General features: G+C 39.1%; 21 protein-coding genes. 7 read left to right on the forward strand and 14 right to left on the reverse strand.

Annotated elements, in window-relative coordinates:
- Nucleotides 1–4 precede the first annotated feature (4 nt).
- The 11 genes from ACHWSC_RS16710 to ACHWSC_RS16760 all read right to left on the reverse strand — a co-directional run bounded on the left by ACHWSC_RS16710 (nucleotide 5) and on the right by ACHWSC_RS16760 (nucleotide 9480).
- Nucleotides 5–250: a hypothetical protein gene (locus ACHWSC_RS16710; RefSeq protein WP_394677504.1), complete on the reverse strand. Its 246-nt coding sequence runs from the start codon at nucleotides 248–250 to the stop codon at nucleotides 5–7.
- A gap of 118 nt (nucleotides 251–368) precedes the next feature.
- A complete protein-coding gene (locus tag ACHWSC_RS16715) occupies nucleotides 369–1046 on the reverse strand; it encodes a DUF4919 domain-containing protein (protein WP_394677505.1) in 678 nt (225 codons plus the stop codon).
- A 226-nt stretch (nucleotides 1047–1272) separates the two neighbouring features.
- Nucleotides 1273–2172 (reverse strand): ATP synthase F1 subunit gamma, encoded by a 900-nt coding sequence (gene atpG / locus ACHWSC_RS16720; protein WP_120333225.1) that lies wholly within the window; start codon nucleotides 2170–2172, stop codon nucleotides 1273–1275.
- Between the two features lie 77 nt (nucleotides 2173–2249).
- Nucleotides 2250–3824, reverse strand: coding sequence for a F0F1 ATP synthase subunit alpha (gene atpA, locus ACHWSC_RS16725; protein ID WP_075994168.1), 1575 nt, complete (start codon nucleotides 3822–3824; stop codon nucleotides 2250–2252).
- A 54-nt stretch (nucleotides 3825–3878) separates the two neighbouring features.
- The gene (gene atpH, locus ACHWSC_RS16730; protein ID WP_075994169.1) at nucleotides 3879–4421 is read right to left on the reverse strand and encodes an ATP synthase F1 subunit delta; all 543 of its coding nucleotides are present in this window, start codon (nucleotides 4419–4421) and stop codon (nucleotides 3879–3881) included.
- Nucleotides 4422–4450: 29 nt separating this feature from the next.
- A complete protein-coding gene (locus tag ACHWSC_RS16735; RefSeq protein WP_046671966.1) occupies nucleotides 4451–4951 on the reverse strand; it encodes a F0F1 ATP synthase subunit B in 501 nt (166 codons plus the stop codon).
- 96 nt (nucleotides 4952–5047) lie between these two features.
- Nucleotides 5048–5236, reverse strand: a complete 189-nt coding sequence (gene atpE, locus ACHWSC_RS16740; protein WP_021188666.1) for an ATP synthase F0 subunit C — start codon at nucleotides 5234–5236, stop codon at nucleotides 5048–5050.
- 34 nt (nucleotides 5237–5270) lie between these two features.
- Nucleotides 5271–6467, reverse strand: coding sequence for a F0F1 ATP synthase subunit A (gene atpB / locus ACHWSC_RS16745; protein ID WP_394677506.1), 1197 nt, complete (start codon nucleotides 6465–6467; stop codon nucleotides 5271–5273).
- 105 nt (nucleotides 6468–6572) lie between these two features.
- Nucleotides 6573–6959 carry a hypothetical protein gene (locus ACHWSC_RS16750; RefSeq protein WP_075994171.1) on the reverse strand — a complete coding sequence of 129 codons (387 nt, stop codon included), beginning with the start codon at nucleotides 6957–6959 and terminating at the stop codon, nucleotides 6573–6575.
- On the reverse strand, nucleotides 6956–7171 hold the full coding sequence (locus tag ACHWSC_RS16755; protein ID WP_120333224.1) for an AtpZ/AtpI family protein: 216 nt from the start codon (nucleotides 7169–7171) through the stop codon (nucleotides 6956–6958). The genes ACHWSC_RS16750 and ACHWSC_RS16755 overlap by 4 nt, the downstream gene beginning before the upstream one ends.
- Nucleotides 7172–7254: 83 nt before the next feature.
- Nucleotides 7255–9480, reverse strand: a complete 2226-nt coding sequence (locus ACHWSC_RS16760; RefSeq protein ID WP_120333223.1) for a helix-turn-helix domain-containing protein — start codon at nucleotides 9478–9480, stop codon at nucleotides 7255–7257.
- A 196-nt stretch (nucleotides 9481–9676) separates the two neighbouring features.
- Between ACHWSC_RS16760 and ACHWSC_RS16765 the strand changes: the two genes are divergently transcribed.
- The 4 genes from ACHWSC_RS16765 (at nucleotide 9677) to ACHWSC_RS16780 (ending at nucleotide 13306) form a co-directional block, all read left to right on the forward strand.
- A complete protein-coding gene (locus tag ACHWSC_RS16765) occupies nucleotides 9677–10174 on the forward strand; it encodes a cupin domain-containing protein (RefSeq protein WP_046671961.1) in 498 nt (165 codons plus the stop codon).
- 235 nt (nucleotides 10175–10409) lie between these two features.
- On the forward strand, nucleotides 10410–11156 hold the full coding sequence (locus ACHWSC_RS16770) for a hypothetical protein (RefSeq protein WP_120333222.1): 747 nt from the start codon (nucleotides 10410–10412) through the stop codon (nucleotides 11154–11156).
- Nucleotides 11157–11166: 10 nt separating this feature from the next.
- Nucleotides 11167–12276, forward strand: a complete 1110-nt coding sequence (locus tag ACHWSC_RS16775; protein WP_088162938.1) for a hypothetical protein — start codon at nucleotides 11167–11169, stop codon at nucleotides 12274–12276.
- Between the two features lie 34 nt (nucleotides 12277–12310).
- Nucleotides 12311–13306, forward strand: coding sequence for a hypothetical protein (locus ACHWSC_RS16780; protein WP_394677507.1), 996 nt, complete (start codon nucleotides 12311–12313; stop codon nucleotides 13304–13306).
- Nucleotides 13307–13378: 72 nt separating this feature from the next.
- On the opposite strand, the gene ACHWSC_RS16785 is transcribed toward ACHWSC_RS16780, so the two are convergent.
- Nucleotides 13379–14488: a hypothetical protein gene (locus ACHWSC_RS16785; protein ID WP_394677508.1), complete on the reverse strand. Its 1110-nt coding sequence runs from the start codon at nucleotides 14486–14488 to the stop codon at nucleotides 13379–13381.
- 23 nt (nucleotides 14489–14511) lie between these two features.
- Complete coding sequence (locus tag ACHWSC_RS16790; protein WP_394677509.1) at nucleotides 14512–15663, reverse strand: SPFH domain-containing protein; 1152 nt, start codon at nucleotides 15661–15663, stop codon at nucleotides 14512–14514.
- A 167-nt stretch (nucleotides 15664–15830) separates the two neighbouring features.
- On the opposite strand from ACHWSC_RS16790, the gene ACHWSC_RS16795 reads away from it, so the two are divergent.
- The 3 genes from ACHWSC_RS16795 to ACHWSC_RS16805 all read left to right on the forward strand — a co-directional run bounded on the left by ACHWSC_RS16795 (nucleotide 15831) and on the right by ACHWSC_RS16805 (nucleotide 20426).
- Nucleotides 15831–17684: a DNA topoisomerase IV subunit B gene (locus ACHWSC_RS16795; RefSeq protein ID WP_394677510.1), complete on the forward strand. Its 1854-nt coding sequence runs from the start codon at nucleotides 15831–15833 to the stop codon at nucleotides 17682–17684.
- Between the two features lie 37 nt (nucleotides 17685–17721).
- Nucleotides 17722–18564: a formyltetrahydrofolate deformylase gene (gene purU / locus ACHWSC_RS16800; protein ID WP_120333217.1), complete on the forward strand. Its 843-nt coding sequence runs from the start codon at nucleotides 17722–17724 to the stop codon at nucleotides 18562–18564.
- Nucleotides 18565–18647: 83 nt separating this feature from the next.
- On the forward strand, nucleotides 18648–20426 hold the full coding sequence (locus ACHWSC_RS16805; protein ID WP_394677511.1) for a hypothetical protein: 1779 nt from the start codon (nucleotides 18648–18650) through the stop codon (nucleotides 20424–20426).
- A 78-nt stretch (nucleotides 20427–20504) separates the two neighbouring features.
- Here the strand turns inward: ACHWSC_RS16805 and ACHWSC_RS16810 are convergent, their stop codons facing one another.
- Nucleotides 20505–21410, reverse strand: coding sequence for a class I SAM-dependent methyltransferase (locus tag ACHWSC_RS16810; RefSeq protein ID WP_394677512.1), 906 nt, complete (start codon nucleotides 21408–21410; stop codon nucleotides 20505–20507).
- Between the last annotated feature and the right edge of the window lie 30 nt (nucleotides 21411–21440).

A 21440-nucleotide genomic window follows, 5' to 3' on the forward strand; every position in this document is an offset into this window, starting at 1 on the left:
TAATTTATTTTGGGGAGACGATAAACACTTCCTCTCCCTTATCTTTAAAATGCTTTTTTAATTTTTTCATATAATCTTGACGACAGGGTTCAAGCGATTTTGTGATTTCCTTCCTTTCTTTACTATTGGGATTCCAATTAGATTTAGCGATCTCCAAAACTGTATAGTTTTTCAACAGTTTTTCTGTAGAACGACGACAGTACGCGGTAACAATAGAATCCGGAGTAGACATTGGGATACTTTGATACATATTCTTTTTACAAGATTCTACAAGGTCCAATTTTGTTAATTTACTATTCACGCTATAAGTACAAGAAAATAACGTGAGAACAGAAAAAAAGCCTATAAACCACAAAATCAAGCTCCTCTTACGGATTATCTTTCTTTCCAAATAACTTCGCATATCCTTCAAAAATCTTTTCTATATTAAAATAAATGCCTTTCTCAAAAACATGAGTATTTTCAGTAGTTAAAAAATCACAGTTCTTAACTGTGCGTTGACCTGTCACTGAAACATTCAATATATCACAGACAACATATTCATCAGAAACATTCAATACGTGTAAGGCCGTTTCAAGTGATTTGCCATTCCCAGTTGAGAAAATCGATTTTAGTATGCCTATTAACTGTCTATCCAATTTAGTAGCAAATTCGTTATCAGCAAACCTATGTGCTAAAACACTCCCCATTGAGAGTGCTCTCAAATCGAACGGATATAAATGTTTGGTCGCAATCAATGAATCTTTAAATGTAAGATAGCTTTTCTCATCAACAGACCTTCCCATTTTTTTAATCAAATTATTTCCGCTATTGGATGGTTTATAGCTATCTTGAAAATATTGACCATAATACAATACAAAATAATGTTCATCGCTGAGTGTTGTGTCAAGATCGTTGAATCTCCTTAGTAATTTATCATAATTATTATCGGAGTTTTCCGCAGTAATTACTTTCTTGATCTCATCGTATTGCGGTACCTGCCAATGTGCTTGGGCAAAAGTTAAAGAAGTGATAACAAAGCTTATTAGCAAAAGTAATATTTTCATATAATTAGGTGTGGCGTATTTCACCACGAAGTCATTGATTAAAGCTACAAAAATTTAACGAAATCGTTTTATTTTCTTCCAATCTTAGCAAGCATCAAAAATAGGTTATTTTTTATATCATCCTATTCCGCCCCCATGTTGACCAACATGATAGCATAAAAGCAAAACAAAAAAGGTGATAATCTTTCGATTATCACCTTTTTCTATGTGTTTCCGAATAAAAAAATTATCCGTTTGATAATGCTGCTGCACCAGATACGATCTCCGTCAATTCTGTTGTAATTGCAGCTTGACGTGCCTGGTTGTAAGATAGCTTAAGTGATTTGATTAAGTCACCAGCATTCTCTGTAGCTTTATCCATTGCCGTCATACGTGCTCCATGCTCAGAGGCATTCGAATCTAAAACAGCTTTGTATAATTGAATCTTGATTGCTTTAGGAATCAACTCTTCGATAATCTTCTCTTTGGAAGGCTCGATGATATAATCCACCTCAGCTTCTATTTTTGCTTTATGCGTATGTTGCTTGTTTTCCTCCGCAGGTAATAATGGTAAAATCTGCTCTGCAGTCAACTCTTGAACTGCTGCATTTTTGAACTGATTATAGACCACTTCAACACGATCAAAATTACCTTCTTTGAATTGTTCCATGATAAATTCAGTCACCACAGATACAGAACCAAAATTTAAATCAGAAAACAAATCAGAGTGATTAGCTACCATATTGAAGTTACGTTTCGAGTAGAAGTCATAACCCTTTTTACCAATACCAATGATACTCAAATTACCCTTTGCATGTTGCTCGGCATATTTGTTAAAGATCAAGTTATTAGTCGCTTTGATAACATTTGCGTTGAATGCTCCAGCCAAACCTCTGTTAGAAGAAACAACAACGATCAACACTTTATTTGGCTCGCGGTCTACTGTAAAAGGAGAGTTACTTCCCTCAACACTCGCAGAAACATCCGCCAAAATATCTCTTAGTTTATTCGCATATGGGCGCAATTGTAAGATAGCGTTAGTAGCGCGCTTCAATTTAGCAGCCGAAACCATTTTCATAGCTTTCGTGATCTGCTGTGTTGATGATACCGAGGTAATCCGGTTTCTTACTTCTTTTAAATTTGCCATATTTGTTTTAAGTATTAAGTACCTAGTATTGAGTATCGAGCCTTTTCGATAGACTCAATACCAAATACTCATTACTATTAATATTTTGATGCTAAATCCTTAGCTACTGTTTCTAATACTGCAGTTAATTCATCGGAGAACTTATTCGCTTTAAAAGCTGACAATACTTCTGGATGACGTTGTTCCAATTGAGTCAAGAATTCTTCTTCAAATTCTCTCACTTTATTTACAGGAACATTACGCAATAAACCTTTAGTTCCGATATAAATGATCGCCACTTGCTTCTCAACAGAAACCGGAGAGTATTGACCTTGTTTCAAGATCTCAACGTTACGAACACCTTTATCCAAGACAGATTTAGTAGCAGCATCTAGATCAGAACCGAATTTCGCAAAAGCTTCCAATTCACGGTACTGAGCTTGATCCAACTTTAATGTACCGGATACCTTTTTCATCGGTTTGATCTGCGCATTACCACCTACACGAGATACAGAGATACCTACGTTGATCGCTGGACGGATACCTGCGTTAAACAAGTTAGACTCCAAGAAGATCTGACCATCTGTAATTGAAATTACGTTGGTTGGGATATACGCTGAAACGTCACCAGCTTGGGTTTCAATGATCGGAAGCGCAGTTAATGAACCACCACCTTTCACCAAGTGTTTGATCGATTCAGGTAGATCATTCATATTGCGTGCGATATCATCTGAAGAGTTGATTTTCGCTGCACGCTCCAACAAACGGCTGTGTAGATAAAATACGTCACCTGGGTATGCTTCGCGGCCCGGTGGACGACGTAACAATAATGAAACCTCACGGTAAGCTACCGCTTGTTTAGACAAATCATCATAAACGATCAATGCTGGACGGCCTGTATCACGGAAAAACTCTCCGATAGCAGCACCTGCCATTGGCGCATAGAACTGAAGTGGAGCAGGGTCAGCAGCAGATGCAGCAACAACTACTGTATAAGCCATAGCACCTCTTTCTTCCAATGTACGCACGATATTCGCAACTGTAGAATTCTTTTGGCCTACGGCAACGTAGATACAAAATACAGGTTCTCCTGCATCATAGAATTCTTTTTGGTTCAAGATTGTATCGATACAAACAGCTGTTTTACCTGTTTGACGGTCACCAATAACCAACTCACGTTGACCACGACCAACTGGAATCATCGCATCGATCGCTTTGATACCTGTTTGTAATGGCTCAGTTACCGGTTGACGGTAGATAACACCTGGAGCTTTACGCTCGATAGGCATTTCATACAAATCACCTTGAATAGGTCCTTTACCATCGATTGGTTGACCTAAAGTATTTACAACACGTCCCAACAAGCCTTCACCAACTTTGATGGATGCAATACGGTTGGTACGTTTAATAGTATCTCCTTCTTTGATCTCATCAGAAGGACCTAAAAGTACAACACCAACGTTGTCTTCTTCTAAGTTTAATACAATACCTTGTAATCCGTTATCAAATTCAACCAACTCACCGGACTGAACTTTAGTTAAGCCGTAAATACGAGCAATACCGTCACCCACAGCAAGTACGGTACCCACTTCCTCTAGTTCGGCTTCTGATTTAAAGCCCGACAATTGCTCTCTTAGAATTGCCGAAACTTCATCTGGTCTTACCTCTATCATTTTAATTATTATAAGGGGTTTTTTGATTTATTTTACTTCAAGTATCAGAACAAATTAATTATTCTGATTCAAATATCTTTCCAATTTATTCAACTTACCAGCAATACTTGCATCAATTTGGCGATCGCCGATATTGACTACAAATCCACCGATCAAACTATGATCAACTTTATTGATCAATATCACTTGAGCGTTGGTTTCTTTCGCAAGTACATCTTTCATCGCTGCCAAATTAGCTTCAGAAAGCGGCGCTGCAGATGTAACTGTAGCTTTCACAATTCCTTTTACCTCGTTATACTCACGAATAAATTCTTGAGCAGTGGCATATACAATCTCGCCACGACCTTTGTTGATCATGATCTTAAAGAATGCCAAGATATTTGGATTGATCTTATCTTTAAATAGCGCATCCAATATGTTTTTCTTCTTGTCCAAAGGAACAATAGGATTGGCAAAAACAGCTTGCAATTCTGTACTGGATTTTAAGACAGCAATGAATGAATCCATATCCGCCTTGATTGTCTCCAGTGAGCCTTGCTCGCTAGCCAAGTCGATTAATGACTTAGCGTATCTTGATGCTACTTTAAATACTGACATAATTCTATTTCGTAATTTGAGTGACCGGATTAGTTCAATTTAACGTCATTAAGCAAATCTGCTACTAAAGCTTCTTGCTTTCCTTGGTCCTCAAATTCTTTGTTTAACACTTTACGAGCAATATCCAAAGACAAAGAAGAAACCTGAGACTTAACCTCAGCCAAAGCTTTGTTCTTTTGTTCGTTGATCTCGATTTTTGCTTGTGCAATCAATTTTGCACCTTCAGCCTGTGCCTGAGTTTTTGCCTCGGCTACAATCTTATCTTTAAGTTCTTTTGCTTCCTTAAGGATAACATCGCGTTCTGCGCGAGCTTCTTTTAGTAATTGTTCGTTCTCATTTGTTAAACGAGCCATTTCTAATTTAGCTTTTTCAGCAGCCTCCAAAGCACTTGCAATACCTTTTTCACGTTCGTCTAGGGCATCAACAATTGGTTTCCATGCGAATTTACCTAATAAAAAGATAATAACCACAAGGACGATGACCATCCAAAAAAACAAACCGTACGAAAACGAATGTATTAATTTATCCATTGTTATACTATATAATGATAATTCTTATTTTTTAAGATTCAGGAATAATATAACCTGCAACCAACCGTTACAGGTTATACCATAAAACCGTTGTGACTATTTACCTAATAATAAAGCACCGAATGCTAAACCTTCAAGTAAGGCACCAATGATAATCATTGCAGTTTGGATTTTAGATGCTGCTTCTGGTTGACGAGCGATAGCTTCCATTGCAGAACCACCAATTTTACCTAAACCTAAACCTGCACCGATAACGATTAAACCGGCTCCAATTAAATTGTACATAATGTATGATTTGAATAATTAAAAAATTTACTAATTAATGATCGTGATGTTCTTCAACAGCCATACCAATAAATAAGGATGACAACATCGTAAAAATAAATGCTTGTAAGAATGCTACCAATAATTCGATAACCATCAAGAAGATTGTCAAGAACATGGAAACACCGATACTACCCACTACTGTCAATTGGTGTTGCAACAAATAAACAATTGCAATCAGTCCCATTACGACCGTGTGACCAGCTGTAATATTTGCAAACAAACGTACCATCAAAGAGAATGGTTTTGTAAACAATCCCAATACTTCAATTGGCGCTAAAACAAATTTAAATGGAACCGGAACTCCTGGCATCCAAAAAATATGCTTCCAGTAATTTGCGTTTGCTTTGATATTCACAATTAAGAATGTAAAAAGAGCCAAACATAAAGTTACTGTAATGTTTCCTGTAACGTTAAACCCTAGTGGTGTTAAACCAACCAAGTTTAAAATCCAAATCAAAAAGAATACAGACAATAAATAAGGCATGAATTCCTTGTAACGATGACCAATGTTTGGAATAGCCATCTCATCACGTACATAGATAACCAAAGGCTCCAATACACGTCCAACACCTTTAGGTAAATTGTTAGCACCTTTTTTATATGTTTTAGCCAAACTAATAAATGCCCAAAACATTAAAAATGCAGCCAAAAACAAACCAACAACACTTTTAGTGATCGAAAAATCTAAAGGCATCGCTACAGAAGGATGAAAATCGACAGCATCATGAATTTCATGAGAACCAATCACATAGGAAGTTTCAAATTCCTTTTTCTCTTCTTTTCCATCTTCATTTATAGCCATAACATAGCTACCATCAGCATTTTTACGATACTCATGACCAGTCAAATTACCAGTAGCATCAGTCTTATAAATTTTTCCGTGATACAATGCATAATATTGACCATCAACCTCAGCAACTTTATTACCGTGATCGAATGCCGAAGCCATAAAAACTTTCAAGCCATTATCGATCAAAATTACCGGCAATGAAAAACCATAATGTTTACCTGTCTCTTCATCCGAAAAGAAGCTAAAATAATAATCATCTTGTAAGTGATGCTCAATATGGCTATTGATTTCCTCAGCCTGCGATTTTTCTCCGTGTGCATCCTCATTCGCCTTTGTTAAAAATGGCGCAACTGCAAACAGAATAACTGCTAAAAATTGAAGTGTTCTTTTAAGACTCACGATACTACTATTATGTTATTTAAAATTTTTTGCGAAAATACTACATATAAAGCACAAAAGCTACTTTAATATTACATTTTTTTGAAAAAACTATCGTTTTCTCCCTTAGGATTTGTTTAAAGCCTTGTAAGCAAATATAACATCGTAAAAAAGGAATAAAACGACAACGATCAAATAGTTATATTTTAAAATATCAGCCTGCGGTTTTGCCAACCCATTATGGATATATACATAATTTAGGACAAACTTTAAAGTCAATAGTCCCAAGAAAACAAAACCAACATATTGCGGAAATTTCTGCGAACAGTAACTTATCCCCACCATGATGATCACGGATAATATCAGTTGAAAAATATAAATTTCATACAATGGAAAATGTAGATCTTCCAGGGAATGTATACCATCAAAAGACTTTAACAAAAAGAAATGAACGGCAAAAATTAATACCGCAACAAAAAATAAAATAAGGGCCTGCTTTATATATACTATCATCTATCGTTTAATCGATTCACTTGTCTAATGACTTGATATAGAGAAATTCCAATCCCTCCAAGGGTACAGATCTTCATCCATAATTGGTTCTCAGCATGAAACTTACCGTCCAGCCAATCCCCTAATAAATAAAATGCGTAAATGGTAAAAACCATCTGGGTTGAAATAGTCGTCAGCACAAGCCACTTGTTAGGATCTTTCTTGTCTTCCATAAGCAATCTTAAGGTTATCAATGGGCTTTCAACAAACTATATCACACAATTTGTTACAAATATACGCTATAAATTTTTATTGCCTACAATCCCAAAACTTTTTGTCCAATTTTAATATCCGGATAATCAATATCTGCCCCCAAAAGCATTTTAAGTTCCGAGGAAGACTTATCCGGATTTGCACGAATAACACCAAGAATACGATCCAATTTATCCTGCTCGATCAACTCTGTTGCTTCCACTTCCGTACCAACAAAATTAATTAAATGTCCATATATCGTACCAGCGACCATCCCGCGCTTAACAGCGATATCAGCAATGCTCATCCCATCCTTAAACATTTCTAAGGAAATCTCCTTTGTATCCAACTTCTTAGATCCTTCTTCATCTGCACTTTGTGCAGCCAATTCGTCTTTTTCTTTGGTCTTCACACTGGCAGCAACATCGAGCATCGCTGTTTGAAAATCTTCCCGTTTTGAAAGCGTATCAGCAATAAGCAGACAATGCTGCAACTGCTCGCGTTTTCGCTTGTAATCAAGCAATAGTGCTTTTAACTCGTCAATATATTTCTTCGTACGTTTTCGTATCTGATACTCTTCGATATGTTTGGTTAAGGCATCAATCAGATCTACATCCATTTTCGGTAAAAACCAATTGACCGCAGCAGTAGAACGTTCACAAATTACATCATAGTCGATCGCGTTTTTATCCCGCAACAAATCATACAATACAACAATAAACTTATGTGCAACTTTCTCCTGGGTCTGAAGGTGCTTGACCAATTGTTGAAAAAATAGTACTGCTTGTTCCTTTCCATCAATATTACGCTCTTCAAGTGATTTCAGCAGCTCCGAAGTCTCGGCCAATAGACCGTCCCAACGGAAACCATGCATTAAAATCTGGCCAAGATAATTCCGTTGGCATTGTTCTAGAATCTCATTGACATCAGCCTGTCCCTGCGTACGCTGCGCAAATTCGACAACTTGGTAATCGGTACGGATGGCATAAGAAGGGATGATCGATTTTAATACAAGCCCGTCTAAACTCGTTAAACGGCTCAATGCGACGTACACCTGCCCCGCGGCAAAAGAGGTCCCCGCGTCGATGATTGCTTTTTGAAAAGTTAAGCCCTGGCTTTTATGAATGGTGATAGCCCAAGCCAGTCGAAGTGGAAATTGCGAAAATGTCCCCAATATCTCCTCCTTAATCTGATCTTGCCCCTTATCATAATTATACCGAATATTCTCCCAGGTCTCCCTTTTTACCGTTACAGATTCCGACCCATCAGGAAATGTAACCGTTACTGTACCCTGCACCGTATCAATGTCCTTTACCGTACCAATCTTTCCATTGTAATATTTACGTTCATCTCCCGAATCGTTTCGAATAAACATCACCTGTGCCCCTATTTTTAAAGATAACGTTTCTTCAGCAGGGTAGGAACCCTGTGCAAAATCATCTTTGACAACAGCCTTAAGATTTAACATTTTACCTGATAATGATGCCAACTTGGCCCCGTTTATTTCATCAGCATTTCGATTATGGGAGGTCAATGTAATATACTGTTCCGCCTCATTTGGAACAAAGTCCTGCTGATAGTAACCATTTAAGGTCGTGAGCATATCACTGGTACACTGATTGTTCCGTATGGCATTCAATATGGAAATAAAACCCTCATCTTGCTGACGATAGATTTTATTAAGCTCTAACATCACCAACGGATTATCCCTTAAAATTTTAGCGTTAAAGAAGAAAACAGAAGAATAATGATCCCGTAAAACATTCCATTCGGCATCTTTCACTACTGGTGGCAACTGATATAAATCTCCGATAAACAATACTTGTAAACCACCAAAAGGTCGCATATCGCGACGAACAGATTGCAGAATCACATTAATCGCATCCAATGTATCTGCACGGACCATTGAAACCTCATCAATCACCAAAAGCTCAAGTTCCTGCAAGATAGCCCTGCGCTGCTTGGTCAGTTTAATCGTACTGAATAAACGTGATTTATTGTAAATATGACTATCCTGCTCGTCCCAACGTAACTCATAATCTTCAATAAAGGTCCCAAAAGGAAGCCAAAATAAAGAATGTAAAGTGGTTCCGCCCGCATTCATCGCAGCAACGCCCGTGGGTGCCGTAATAGCCATCTTCTTGTAGCTATGCTCACGGATATACTTCAAGAACGTCGTTTTTCCTGTACCAGCCTTTCCTGTTATAAATATGTTTTGGTTCGTTTGGTTAACAAAAGCAACAGCCTGCATAAATGCAGTATTTTCCCGATCGACTTGAAAGTTTGACATATCCTGAAATTAGATTGATCACAAAATTAGCAATTTCATTTTTAACTTCACGCGACATATTATAGCTAGGGATATCCAAAACAGCTCCATTATAACGGATTTAGATAAAGCTAAAACGGTTAACTTAAAATATTAATGAATTTTTTTTATATTTAGCAACTGAATTAACGAATAACAAATTTTTAGAATTTTTAATATGGCTATAGATAAAATCGCATTGTTTGAAAAAGTACAGGAAATGCTGACATCCAAAGGTTTTCGTATTGATAAATCAGATGCTGCACGCCCTTGGGGAGGATTTTTCGTTATCGACGAATCCCAAGCACAAGAATTTGCCGATGAGTACTTCGGCGGAATGGATGTACAAGAATTAAGAATCTCAGGGAAATTAAGTCCAAAAATTTTAATTGTTGCACCAGAGAAAAGACTTTCATGGCAATATCACCACCGTCGTGCCGAAATCTGGCGTGTTATCCAAGGTAACGTAGGCGTTATGGTTTCTGACACAGATGAAGAATCGGTTGTTTCAACATTGAAAGAAGGCGAAACGATTAGATTGCGTCAAGGGCAACGTCACCGTTTAATTGGATTGGATGGCTTCGGTATTTTAGCCGAGATCTGGCAGCACACAGATGCCAACAACCCTTCTGATGAAGACGATATTGTTCGCGTACAAGATGATTTTGGCAGATAATAGTCCCACAGGACCGTTAACGCCAAAACAAAGATTCCCAATCAACAATTGGGAATTTTTGTTTTTACCCCAAACATAAAGTGCCATAGCTGCCGATTCACTCTCCCTCCTTTGCATTTCATCCCTTTTATCCAAGCTCCCCCATCCCACGTCCATTTCAGGTGTTCCATAACGCAATTCATTAGAAGAGAATATTAATTTTTATTATTTTAGTAGAGATATAATCAACTATGACATGATGAGCAACGACGATACTAAAAGAGGATCCAGTATATTAAACAGTCTAAAGAAATTAATTTTTGAGGACGATCAGCCGCAGCAAACTCCGCCGGTACAAGCCCCACCGGCTCCGACCACTAATGCCGCTCCTGAAAGACCGCAGGTACCTCCGGCATATTCATCGCCGACGGCCCAGGCTCCAACTGGAAAAACACCGCCCCCAATCCCTATAACAGCCAATGATGGAACAACCGATCTCAAAGAAATGAAATTAAAGGTCTATGCCATTCTTGAAAAACTCAACGAACAGGGTGTAGATTTTTTCGAAGTATGGAACGCTGCTGCTGCAATGGGAAAAGTAGAGGAAAACACATTAAAAGCCGCCTATACTTCACTGAAATTTGTAGACAGTTCGTTGACCAAAGATAAACTGGTTGTAACTGGCACAAATTATGCTAATAAATTGAAAGAAACCATTGCCAAAGAATCGGAACAAAAACAGGCTGACAAGAAAAAGACTGAACAGGACCGAACCATGGAGATTGCAAATCTGAACACCGAAATCAAAACAATAACGGAGAATATCGCCAAATTGCAAGATGATCTACAGAAAAAACAGCTCGCTTTGGGACAAATTAATGAAAAGTACGAACCAAGAATTAAGGATATCGAACAAAAAATAAAAATCGGCAACGCGGCCGTTGATGAGGTGGTCACCGAAATCAACACTGCATTGCGGATGATTAATCAATCAATAACATAAAAATAAATCAATGGAAAGAAAAGATCAGTATGTTAATATTCCCGCTGAGATAAAGACGCAACTTCCGATATTTCAAGTACTAGGCGATCATCTGCCTGCACAATTAAAATCACCAGAAGCGAAGAAGACAGCTTCGTCGATCTTCTTTTGGGCACTTTTACTTGGTGGAGCCTTTGCTTTTTTCAAGTACTTACCGATTATGCTGGAATACGCCGGAAAAAGTATTCTTTTTGTGATATTCAGTATAATCCTGATTACCTTATTATTGCTAGCCCCAAAGATCATTGCGCTATTGCACCGACTGGGTACCGTCCTACTTTTTAAAGGTGAAAAATCCATCATTAGAAATAACCCCATAGAAACCTTACAACTGTTATCAAGAGATGCGAAAGACACCTTGAAACGTGTAAAGGAAAAAATCAGCAATGTAGACGGTGTCCGCATCGACATGATTCAAAGCGGTGAAACTGCTCAAAAAACAGCAGAAGAAAAATACACTTATGCGAAACGTTTCACCGCTGAAGCGGCCAATCTCGACGAGAAATCAAAGGAGGAAACGAGCAAAAATAATGCAGAGAAGGCAAATGCTTATGCAAGAGATGCCAAAGAAACCCGTACCAAAGCATTTCTATTGGGAAAAGAAGGTGAATCTGAAGAACAAAATGCGCGCAGTTATGTCCAATATGCCAATCAATTTGCAAAAGTATTGGAAGTCCTAAAAGATAATGAAAGCGCAGCACGTATCTATGTCAGCACTTTAGATAGCAGCATTTCCATTATTTCCAAGAAGCTAGAAGCAACTCAAAAGATGAAAAATGCCACCGATGGCCTAGCCGATGTGTTCAATATTAAAGATGGCTGGGCATTTCAAGAGGCCATGAATGCAGCAACAGGTGCCATCAGTCAAAATATTGCCTCTATCCGATCGAATCTTGATTTCTTGGATCAAAACAACAACATCACCGTGGGTGGCACGCCTACTCAAGGTGAACTGGAAGAGTTTATCCGCAAAGTTGACGAACGTAATCTAAATGTATTAAACGTAACGCAAATGGCCGATGCCAGCTATGAACTCAAACCCGAAGAAAAAGTAGATAAAGGATTTACATTACTCGATTAATATTAACTAAAATCAAACTTATTATACGAACATTATGGAAGAAAAATCAACATGGGCAAGATTAAGATGGCCAATCAAAGCAATTATCATCGCCTTACCTATTCTCGCAATCGGTTATTGGGCCATTCAATCGGGCAAATTTGATGCTAATTCGACAGTCCAAACAACAGATTCAACAAGCAATAATGGTCATGCGGCCGCACCTTCATCAGGCTCAGAAACGACTCGTTCATTCAACTATCAACCCGAAAAACCAGTCGACGGCGAATACAAGGGTGTCGTTGAAGTGGGCGCTTCGGGTTTCAATTCCTTTGTCGTCAATATGGACAAAGAAAATCGCTGGGAGATCATTTCCAAAGACTTTGGAAAGTCATTTGCCTACGAAGGATTGGCAAATACGGAAGACATCCGTAAAGGATTAAAAGATTATATAGGCATGATGCTCGATAAAGGCGTCAAATCCAAAAACATACATTTCGTTATTAGCTCCGGAGCCCAGAAAGAACCTAAAACTTCAGTTATCAGTGCTGAACTTAGAAAAATGGGCTTTGTGGTCAACTTGGTTACAGCAGAGCAGGAAGGAAAATTAGCGTTAAAATCGGTTCTTCCGAAAGCTTACGAAGAGAATTCATTTGTTGTTGATATTGGCTCCGGTAACACCAAAATCTCCTGGATCGACGGTGACACAAAATCGGTAGAAGCACCTGGTGCGAAATATTATGAAAAAGACCTCAAAGATGATGCGGTCTATACAGAAGTAAAAAAATTAGGCGAGAAAATTCCTTCAAATAAAAGAGAAGTTTGTTTTATTATAGGCGGGGTTCCTTTTGAATTAGCATCGCAGACACGCCAAGGTGAAGAGCGTTTTACGGTTTTGAACGATCCAGCATCTTACAAAACGGATAAAGTAAAAACAAAGAGCGGTGTCAACATCTATAAAGCAATTAAAGATGCAACCAATTGCGACACCTTCGTATTTGATTGGGATGCCAATTTCACGATCGGATTCCTACTTTCACTAAACAAATAGTCAAGACGATTAGCATAAAAAAAGCGCTGTTCTCTTTTATTGAGAACAGCGCTTTTTTTATAACCTTTTTTGTTATCCCATAAAACTCAAGAGATATAAAACAATAATGATCGCCAATACCAAAAAAGCGATTTTCCAAAAGCTATAAGGTCGTTGTCCATAAACTTTTCCGTTAAATGCATTGACCATGATCTGATAACTCTTTCCTTTGTACTGATAAGCTGATAACCACACAGGTAAAAGAATATACTTCAATTTAATGGATTTAAAATCGCTATCAATAGAATCAATATCCTGTGTATCACCACCGATGTCATTCTCAACCTGACGTTCGATTTCCCGATCCATTATAGTCCGGGCAGTCTCCGCCGCTTTTACATGATCCACACTAAAAGTTTCAGCGATAAAGCCACTTAAATATTGCTCATTGAAAGGTTTTAGGTAGCCCAAATTCCAAGGTCCGATTTTATCAGAGAACTTTTCGGGAAGAGATGTTGATCCCGAAATGACAATATCCTTAAATTGACTATAGATACTACCTGAAGCTGGATACCAATTTGTTCGTCTTTCTTCGTATTCTTCCGTCTCACCATCCGAATTGCGTCTTGTACGCGTCACATAATAATACTCTCCACGTGACCCGACGTAATCAGAATGTACATCTGCATCATAGGACCAAAATGGTATATACACTCCTTTTAAACGATCATTTCTTGAATTAAAAATTCGCTTAAAGTCATTCGGAGCGAACCATATCTTACCGGCCCATTGTGTCAATAGCCCAAAAGCATTTTTGTAATCAACGGAAAAGGGAACAAGACCATGTGGCTTTACAATACGCTTTTGCTGATGGTCAATTACCAAAGGTGAAGCACAAAAAGCACATAAATCTGCCGTAACATGAGGATTCAAACGCGAGTTTGCGCCACAGTTACTACAATGTACAACTTCAGCCAAATAGCTATAGCGCTCATCGGCGACTCCTTCCATTGCTTGTCCAAAAACTTTATAATCTGTAGATTCAATATGCCCATCTTCCGATAGCTGATCCGCTATTTCATTCCTAGTTCCACAATAGGAACACTCTAAATAGGAAGTACCAGGCTGATAAGTCAAGATAGCACCACAGCCCTGGCATTTTAACCCCTGCTCTATTTCGGAGGTTTTTTCTTCAAAACTCATAAAACTCGGTCGTGCGTTTTATCCTAAACTCCTGGTATCGGTGGCGGGTTCTGCGAAAACAGATCCTTTAATTCGCCTACCTTTTCAGCCTCAATCCAGTTTTCAAGTCCCTCTTTCCAAACCAAGGTGGCAAGTGTCATCGTCCCATCTTTTATCAGACCGCGCAGCTGTTCCGGATCAAATGGTCCTTCCTGTTTACCTTTAATGGCCAGGTAATAAGCTACCGTTTTGGGCAATGGAGGCGGTCCTACAGGCCCTGCAGATCCAGCAGCAGCAGATCCCGTACCAGTAGGATTATTCCCATCAAAACTGTTTTGCTGAAATACATTACCCATTTGACCAACCATTCCTGCTCCCAGCCCAGCACCAAATCCAGCACCTACGATCCCCCCACTATTGGGATTCTCAGCAGCTTTCTCCATGGAATTAGCGGCTTGAAATTGGGCATATGCCCCTAGATTACCAACGACTCCCATACTGCTTCGCTTATCAAGGGCTTTTTCCACCTCTTCTGGGAATGAAATATTTTCGATTAAGAATTTCGTTAAGCTCAAACCCAACTCATCAAAATCAACCCCAATTTTTTGTTGTATCAAAGCCGAAACTTCATCATAGTTGGATGCGAGGTCTAGGGCTGGTATCTTCGACTCAGCAATAGCATCCATCCCACGCGATACCGCAATATTTCGAAGCTGCTCTGTGATATCTTCAACAGTAAAAACAGGCGTCGTCGCAACCAGCTGTTTCATAAAAACAGTAACGTCCTTCACCTGAAAAGAGAAATTACCGAAAGCCCGAAGTCGAATTGGTCCAAATTCAGGATCCCGCAGCATAATCGGATTTTTGGTTCCCCATTTCTGATTGACAAATTGTCGAAGGTTGACAAAATAGACATCGGCTTTGAATGGGCTATTGAACCCATATTTCCAGCCTCTGATGGTTGTCATGATCGGCATATTCTGTGTTGTCAATTCATAGCGACCAGGCTGAAAGACATCCGCAACCACGCCTTCATTCAAAAATACCGCAGCCTGTCCTTCCCGCACAGTCAACTGCGCACCCATTTTTATTTCATTCTGATACCGTGGAAACTTCCACACAATCGTATCTGTGCTATTATCGACCCATTCGATAATATCGACAAACTCATTCCTGATTTTATCAAATAATCCCATAAATTATTCTCGTTACAATTACTTACACTAAATGTAAACATTTCCCATCAAACCAGCAATTTTCTCCGGCGGCACGCAAACTATCGATATCTAAAAAATTTAGCCTTTTAAACTACTTATCGTAGTTTATTTTTTTTACTTTTGTTAGCTAAGTTCTACATTAATTTATGAGTACATATAACGAAGACAGCATTAGGTCCCTGGATTGGAAAGAGCATATTCGCCTTCGTCCGGGAATGTACATTGGAAAATTGGGGGACGGTTCGGCCTATGATGATGGTATCTATGTTTTATTGAAAGAGGTCGTTGACAACTCGATTGATGAGTTTGTTATGGGCGCTGGTAAAATTATTGATATCACGGTAAACGAAAATAAAGTTTCCGTACGCGATTATGGACGTGGTATTCCAATTGGTTCTGTGGTTGATGTTGTTTCTAAAATCAATACAGGTGGTAAATATGATAGTAAGGCTTTCCAAAAGTCAGTTGGTTTAAATGGTGTCGGTACAAAAGCCGTAAATGCTTTGTCCAGTCAGTTTACCGTACAGTCATATCGTCAAAATATAACGCGCATCGCCCAATTCTCCAACGGAGAATTAATCAACGATGAACAAAAAGATACCACGCAACGAAATGGGACAGCAGTAACATTTTATCCGGACGATTCGATTTTTCGAAATTATAAATATAGACTTGAATTTGTAGAAAACATGATCTGGAATTATGTCTTCTTAAATTCTGGTCTTACCATTAATTTCAATAATCGGAAATTTATTTCCGAGCATGGTCTAAAAGACCTATTGGAACGGAATATCGATGCCGAGTCCATGCGCTACCCGATCATTCACCTCCGTGGTGAAGATATTGAAATTGCCATGACACATGGTCAGCAGTACGGAGAAGAATACTATTCGTTTGTAAACGGTCAGCATACCACACAAGGTGGAACACATCAGGCAGCCTTCCGTGAAGCACTTGTCAAAACAATCCGCGAGTTCTACAAAAAAGAATTTGACGCATCGGATATTCGTTCCTCGATCATTGGTGCTATCGCTATCAAAGTACAGGAACCTGTTTTTGAATCTCAAACCAAGACTAAATTAGGCTCGCAGAGTGTCGGTCCGGAAGGTCCCACAGTAAGAGGGTTCATTAGTGACTTTATCAAAAAAGCATTGGATGATTACCTGCATAAAAATCCGGCTACGGCAGATGCTCTTCAAAAACGTATTCTACAGTCTGAACGTGAACGTAAAGATATCGCCGGGATCAAAAAACTCGCCAACGAAAGAGCGAAGAAAGCCTCTTTGCACAATCGTAAACTACGTGACTGTAAAGTGCATTTCAGCGATAAAAATGAACGTAACCAAGAAACAACTTTGTTTATCACTGAAGGGGATTCGGCATCTGGCTCCATTACCAAATCGCGCGATGTGCAGACTCAAGCAGTTTTCAGTTTAAAAGGAAAACCGTTAAATTCCTACGGTATGTCCAAAAAGATCGTTTATGAAAACGAAGAATTTAACCTCTTACAACATGCGCTTAATATTGAAGACGGTCTCGATGGATTACGCTACAACAATATCGTAATCGCTACCGATGCCGACGTCGATGGAATGCACATCCGTCTGTTGTTATTGACATTTTTCTTGCAGTTTTTTCCAGACCTTGTCAAAGCTGGCCACGTTTCCATCTTACAGACACCACTTTTCCGTGTCCGCAACAAAAAGGAAACGATCTATTGCTATTCCGATGAAGAACGACAAAAAGCAATCACAAAATTAGGCGCTAAACCTGAAATTACCCGATTCAAAGGTTTAGGTGAGATATCACCTTCCGAATTTGGATTATTTATCGGAAAAGATATCCGACTTGACCCGGTTATCTTGTCCAAAGACAATAAAATTCAACAGTTATTAGAATATTACATGGGCAAAAATACACCAGACCGACAAAAGCATATTGTCGAAAATCTACGTGTTGAAGTTGACCTTGAAGAAGAACTAACAAAAAAAGCGGGTTAAAATAACCCGCTTTTTTAGCAACCTACAACCACCTTTCATGCACAACCAAACCTTAATTCTGATCCAATGTCAAGATGCCGTTGGATTGGTCGCCAACATCTCAAATACGCTAGCAAAATATCAACTCAATATTGTCACCATGCGTGAATATGTGGATGAAGAAGCCAACAAATTCTTCGTGCGTGTCGTGTGTAACGGTCTCGTGCCTGAGCAGAAACAGCTTTCCGATTCCCTTGCCGAAGTACTTCCCCCATCCGCTCAGATACAGATAAACCCCAATAACCGCAAAAAAATCGTCGTCCTCGTGACCAAAGAGCATCACTGCCTTGCCGATATCCTCGTACGACAACACTTCGAAACATGGGGAGCGGAGGTGCAGGCAGTAATTGGTAACTATGAATCACTACGCTCCTTTACGGAAAAGTTCGATATCCCATTTCATTGTATCTCGCATGAAAACCTGACAAAGGAAACATTCGAAAAACAACTGATCGCACAAATCCAAAACTATAATTTCGATTATATTATTTTAGCGAAGTTCATGCGGATCTTGTCTCCTCAGTTTGTCAGTACCTTTGAGAATAAATTGGTCAACATACACCATTCATTTCTCCCCGCTTTTATTGGTGCCAACCCGTACAAGCAGGCTCATGCAAGAGGAGTTAAGATCATCGGCGCCACAGCGCACTTCGTTACCGACCAACTCGATGAAGGCCCCATCATCGTACAGGATATACGACATGTCAACCACACCTATACTGTAAAAGATATGGTAACTGCCGGAAAAGAAATAGAAAAGGCTGTTTTGAGCCGAGCAATTCGTCTCCTTAGCGAAGATCGTGTGATGCGCAACGACTACAAGACAATTGTATTTGAATAGTGATTACAATCATTTCCCGATAAAACAATCGTTACTTTTTTTCAGCGTTATTCTCCATTATTTCGTAAAAGAAATATTTAAGAATGACGCATACTTTTCATATCCCCGTATTAGGCTTAGCTTTCTCCATCGACTCCGCACTTAAGGTCGCACAATACGGCATCTCCTCCGTAATGTCTATTGTTGACGATGAACTCATCGAGCGCATGCGCCGCTATTACTGCGGACAATATCAAATCTCCTATCATCCAATCGCTAAAACAGAAGAAGATTACCGAGCAAAAAGAATTACGGCCTATCTCAATCTTGTACAGTTTGTGGTCAATAGGCAAATCGAGGCCTTAAAGCGTCAACCTTTTACCGAAAATTCCGAACTTACCAAATATTTTCAGCTTCTACCCGATTCACACCCTTCAAAACCAATTTATCATGCGATGGAAATTGAAAGCAATCGCGCGATTAAAACCGAGCTACAAGATCTATTGATCAATTACCTCAAAGCGGGAGACATCGATGTTAATATTATGTCCAAAGTCGATAAAATGAATTACCAGGATGGTAACCTATTGGATCAACGTTATTCTGATGCTTCAGCAGCTTTACGTGGTTTTGCAAATTCCACACTGCATTCCTCTCTTATTCTTTCCGCAGGGATGAATCCACACCTATACGCTTACCTCGCTGAATTACCGGCTTTCTTCCCAAATAGTGAAGGTCTATTTGACAAAAAAGTCGTTTTGAAAGTAAGTGACTTTCGATCGGCGCTCATCCAGGCAAAATATCTCGCTAAACGTGGTGTATGGGTATCTGAATTCAGAATAGAATCCGGTTTGAACTGCGGTGGTCATGCCTTCGCAACCGATGGTTTTCTTCTAGGGCCAATCCTTCAAGAGTTTAAAGAGAAAAAAGAAAGTTTGAAAACCGAACTTTTCGAGATATACCACGAATATTGGACTTCCCAAGAACGGTCATTAACAACTCCCCCCATCATCAAATATACAGTTCAAGGAGGTGTGGGAACTGCTTCAGAACATCAGTTCTTGTTAAACTATTATGGATTCGATGCCGTAGGATGGGGATCCCCATTTCTGATGGTTCCCGAAGCAACCACGGTAGATCAAGAAACCTTAAAAGCATTGGAAACGGCCAAGCAAGAAGACTTCTACTGTAGTGGGGCATCTCCCTTGGGAATTCCCTTTAACAATTTCAGACAAAGTGGCGCGGAGTACCTACGATTGGAACGTATAAAAAAAGGACGTCCCGGTAGCCCTTGTAAAAAAGAATACCTTATTTCGAACACAGAGTTTAGTGATAAACCGATCTGCACCGCATCACGCGTATATCAACATCAAAAGATTCAGGAACTACAAAAACAGAACCTGTCCGTTGCAGAATACGATAAAGCCTTCGACGCCATTACAGAGAAAACCTGTCTTTGTGAAGGGCTCGCAGCACCCGCCTATCTCAAGTACAATATCCAGAAGAGCAAAGAACAGACCGCTGTATCCATCTGCCCAGGCCCAAATCTTGTCTGGTTCAAAAAACAATATTCTTTGCGAGAAATGATCGACCACATCTATGGCCGTATTTCGGTTTTTGAAAATGACAACAGACCTTTTATTTTAATTAACGAACTCAACCTTTATATCGATCATATTCAAAAATATGTCACAGACAATAAAAATATCATGAACGATAAAAAGATAAAATATGTAGCCAAATTCAAAGCACAACTGCAAGCTGGAATAGCCTATTACAACGAACTTACCCAACACCTGTCGCTTATTCCAAACAACATCAGCACTGCGATACCCAGACAGCTTGAACTGGCATCATTACGTTTAAAAGACATCCATATGTAACCCCTAATATAACTTTAAACAAACACGGGGCGCTTTAACAAGCGCCCCGTGTTATTGTCCGGAATCTTTTGACAAGTCTTAATTCGCTATTTTGCGGAATTTACCAAATACGCCAAGTGGAAGTTTTGGTCCTGCAGTTGCTTGTAAAAACAACTCGCCTATTTCTAAGTTTTCCACTTTTGGAAAAGCCGTCTTAATTAAATTTTCAACAATAACAGAAGAAAAGCCTAATGAATACGTATTTAAAATCAAGAAATGTTCTTTAGGATCCAATAGTTGAACGACCTCAGTCATCATTTCCATAATGTGATCTTCCAATTTCCATTTCTCTCCCTTCGGCCCATGTCCGTATGCCGGTGGGTCCAAAATAATCCCATTATACGTATTACCTCTTTTCAGCTCACGCTTTACAAACTTCAAAGCATCTTCAACCACCCAACGAATGTTATCCAAATTGGATATTTCCATATTTTCATTAGCCCAGGTAACAACCTGTTTAATCGAATCTACGTGCGTTGTATCCGCGCCGGCAGCCTTTGCTATTAAAGATGCTCCACCAGTGTATGCAAAAAGATTTAGAACCTTCGGTTTCTCCGTCTTAAATGAACGAACAGATTCCGAAATATAATCCCAATTTACAGCCTGCTCCGGAAATATCCCGACGTGTTTAAAAGATGTCAAGCCCAATCTAAATTTGATGGCCACGTCGTTATTTTTATATTCGATGTGCCAACGGTCCTGGACCTTCGGATTTTTCTTCAACCATTCTCCAGAAGTAGCCGAACGACCTTTGAATTTGATATGGTAACGCTTGTTCCACTCCGCATCACTTAATGCCTTAGGCCATACAGCCTGAGGTTCTGGTCTGATTAAAATTAAATCACCAAAACGTTCCAGTTTCTCAAAATCACCACAGTCAATGAGTTCATAGTCCTTCCAATGCTGCGGGGTCAATAGTTGTATATTTGTTGCTGCCAAAATCAAAATTTTCCGACAAAACTAAGCTAAATTTCA

Source organism: uncultured Sphingobacterium sp. (genome assembly GCF_964277905.1).
GTDB lineage: Bacteria > Bacteroidota > Bacteroidia > Sphingobacteriales > Sphingobacteriaceae > Sphingobacterium > Sphingobacterium siyangense.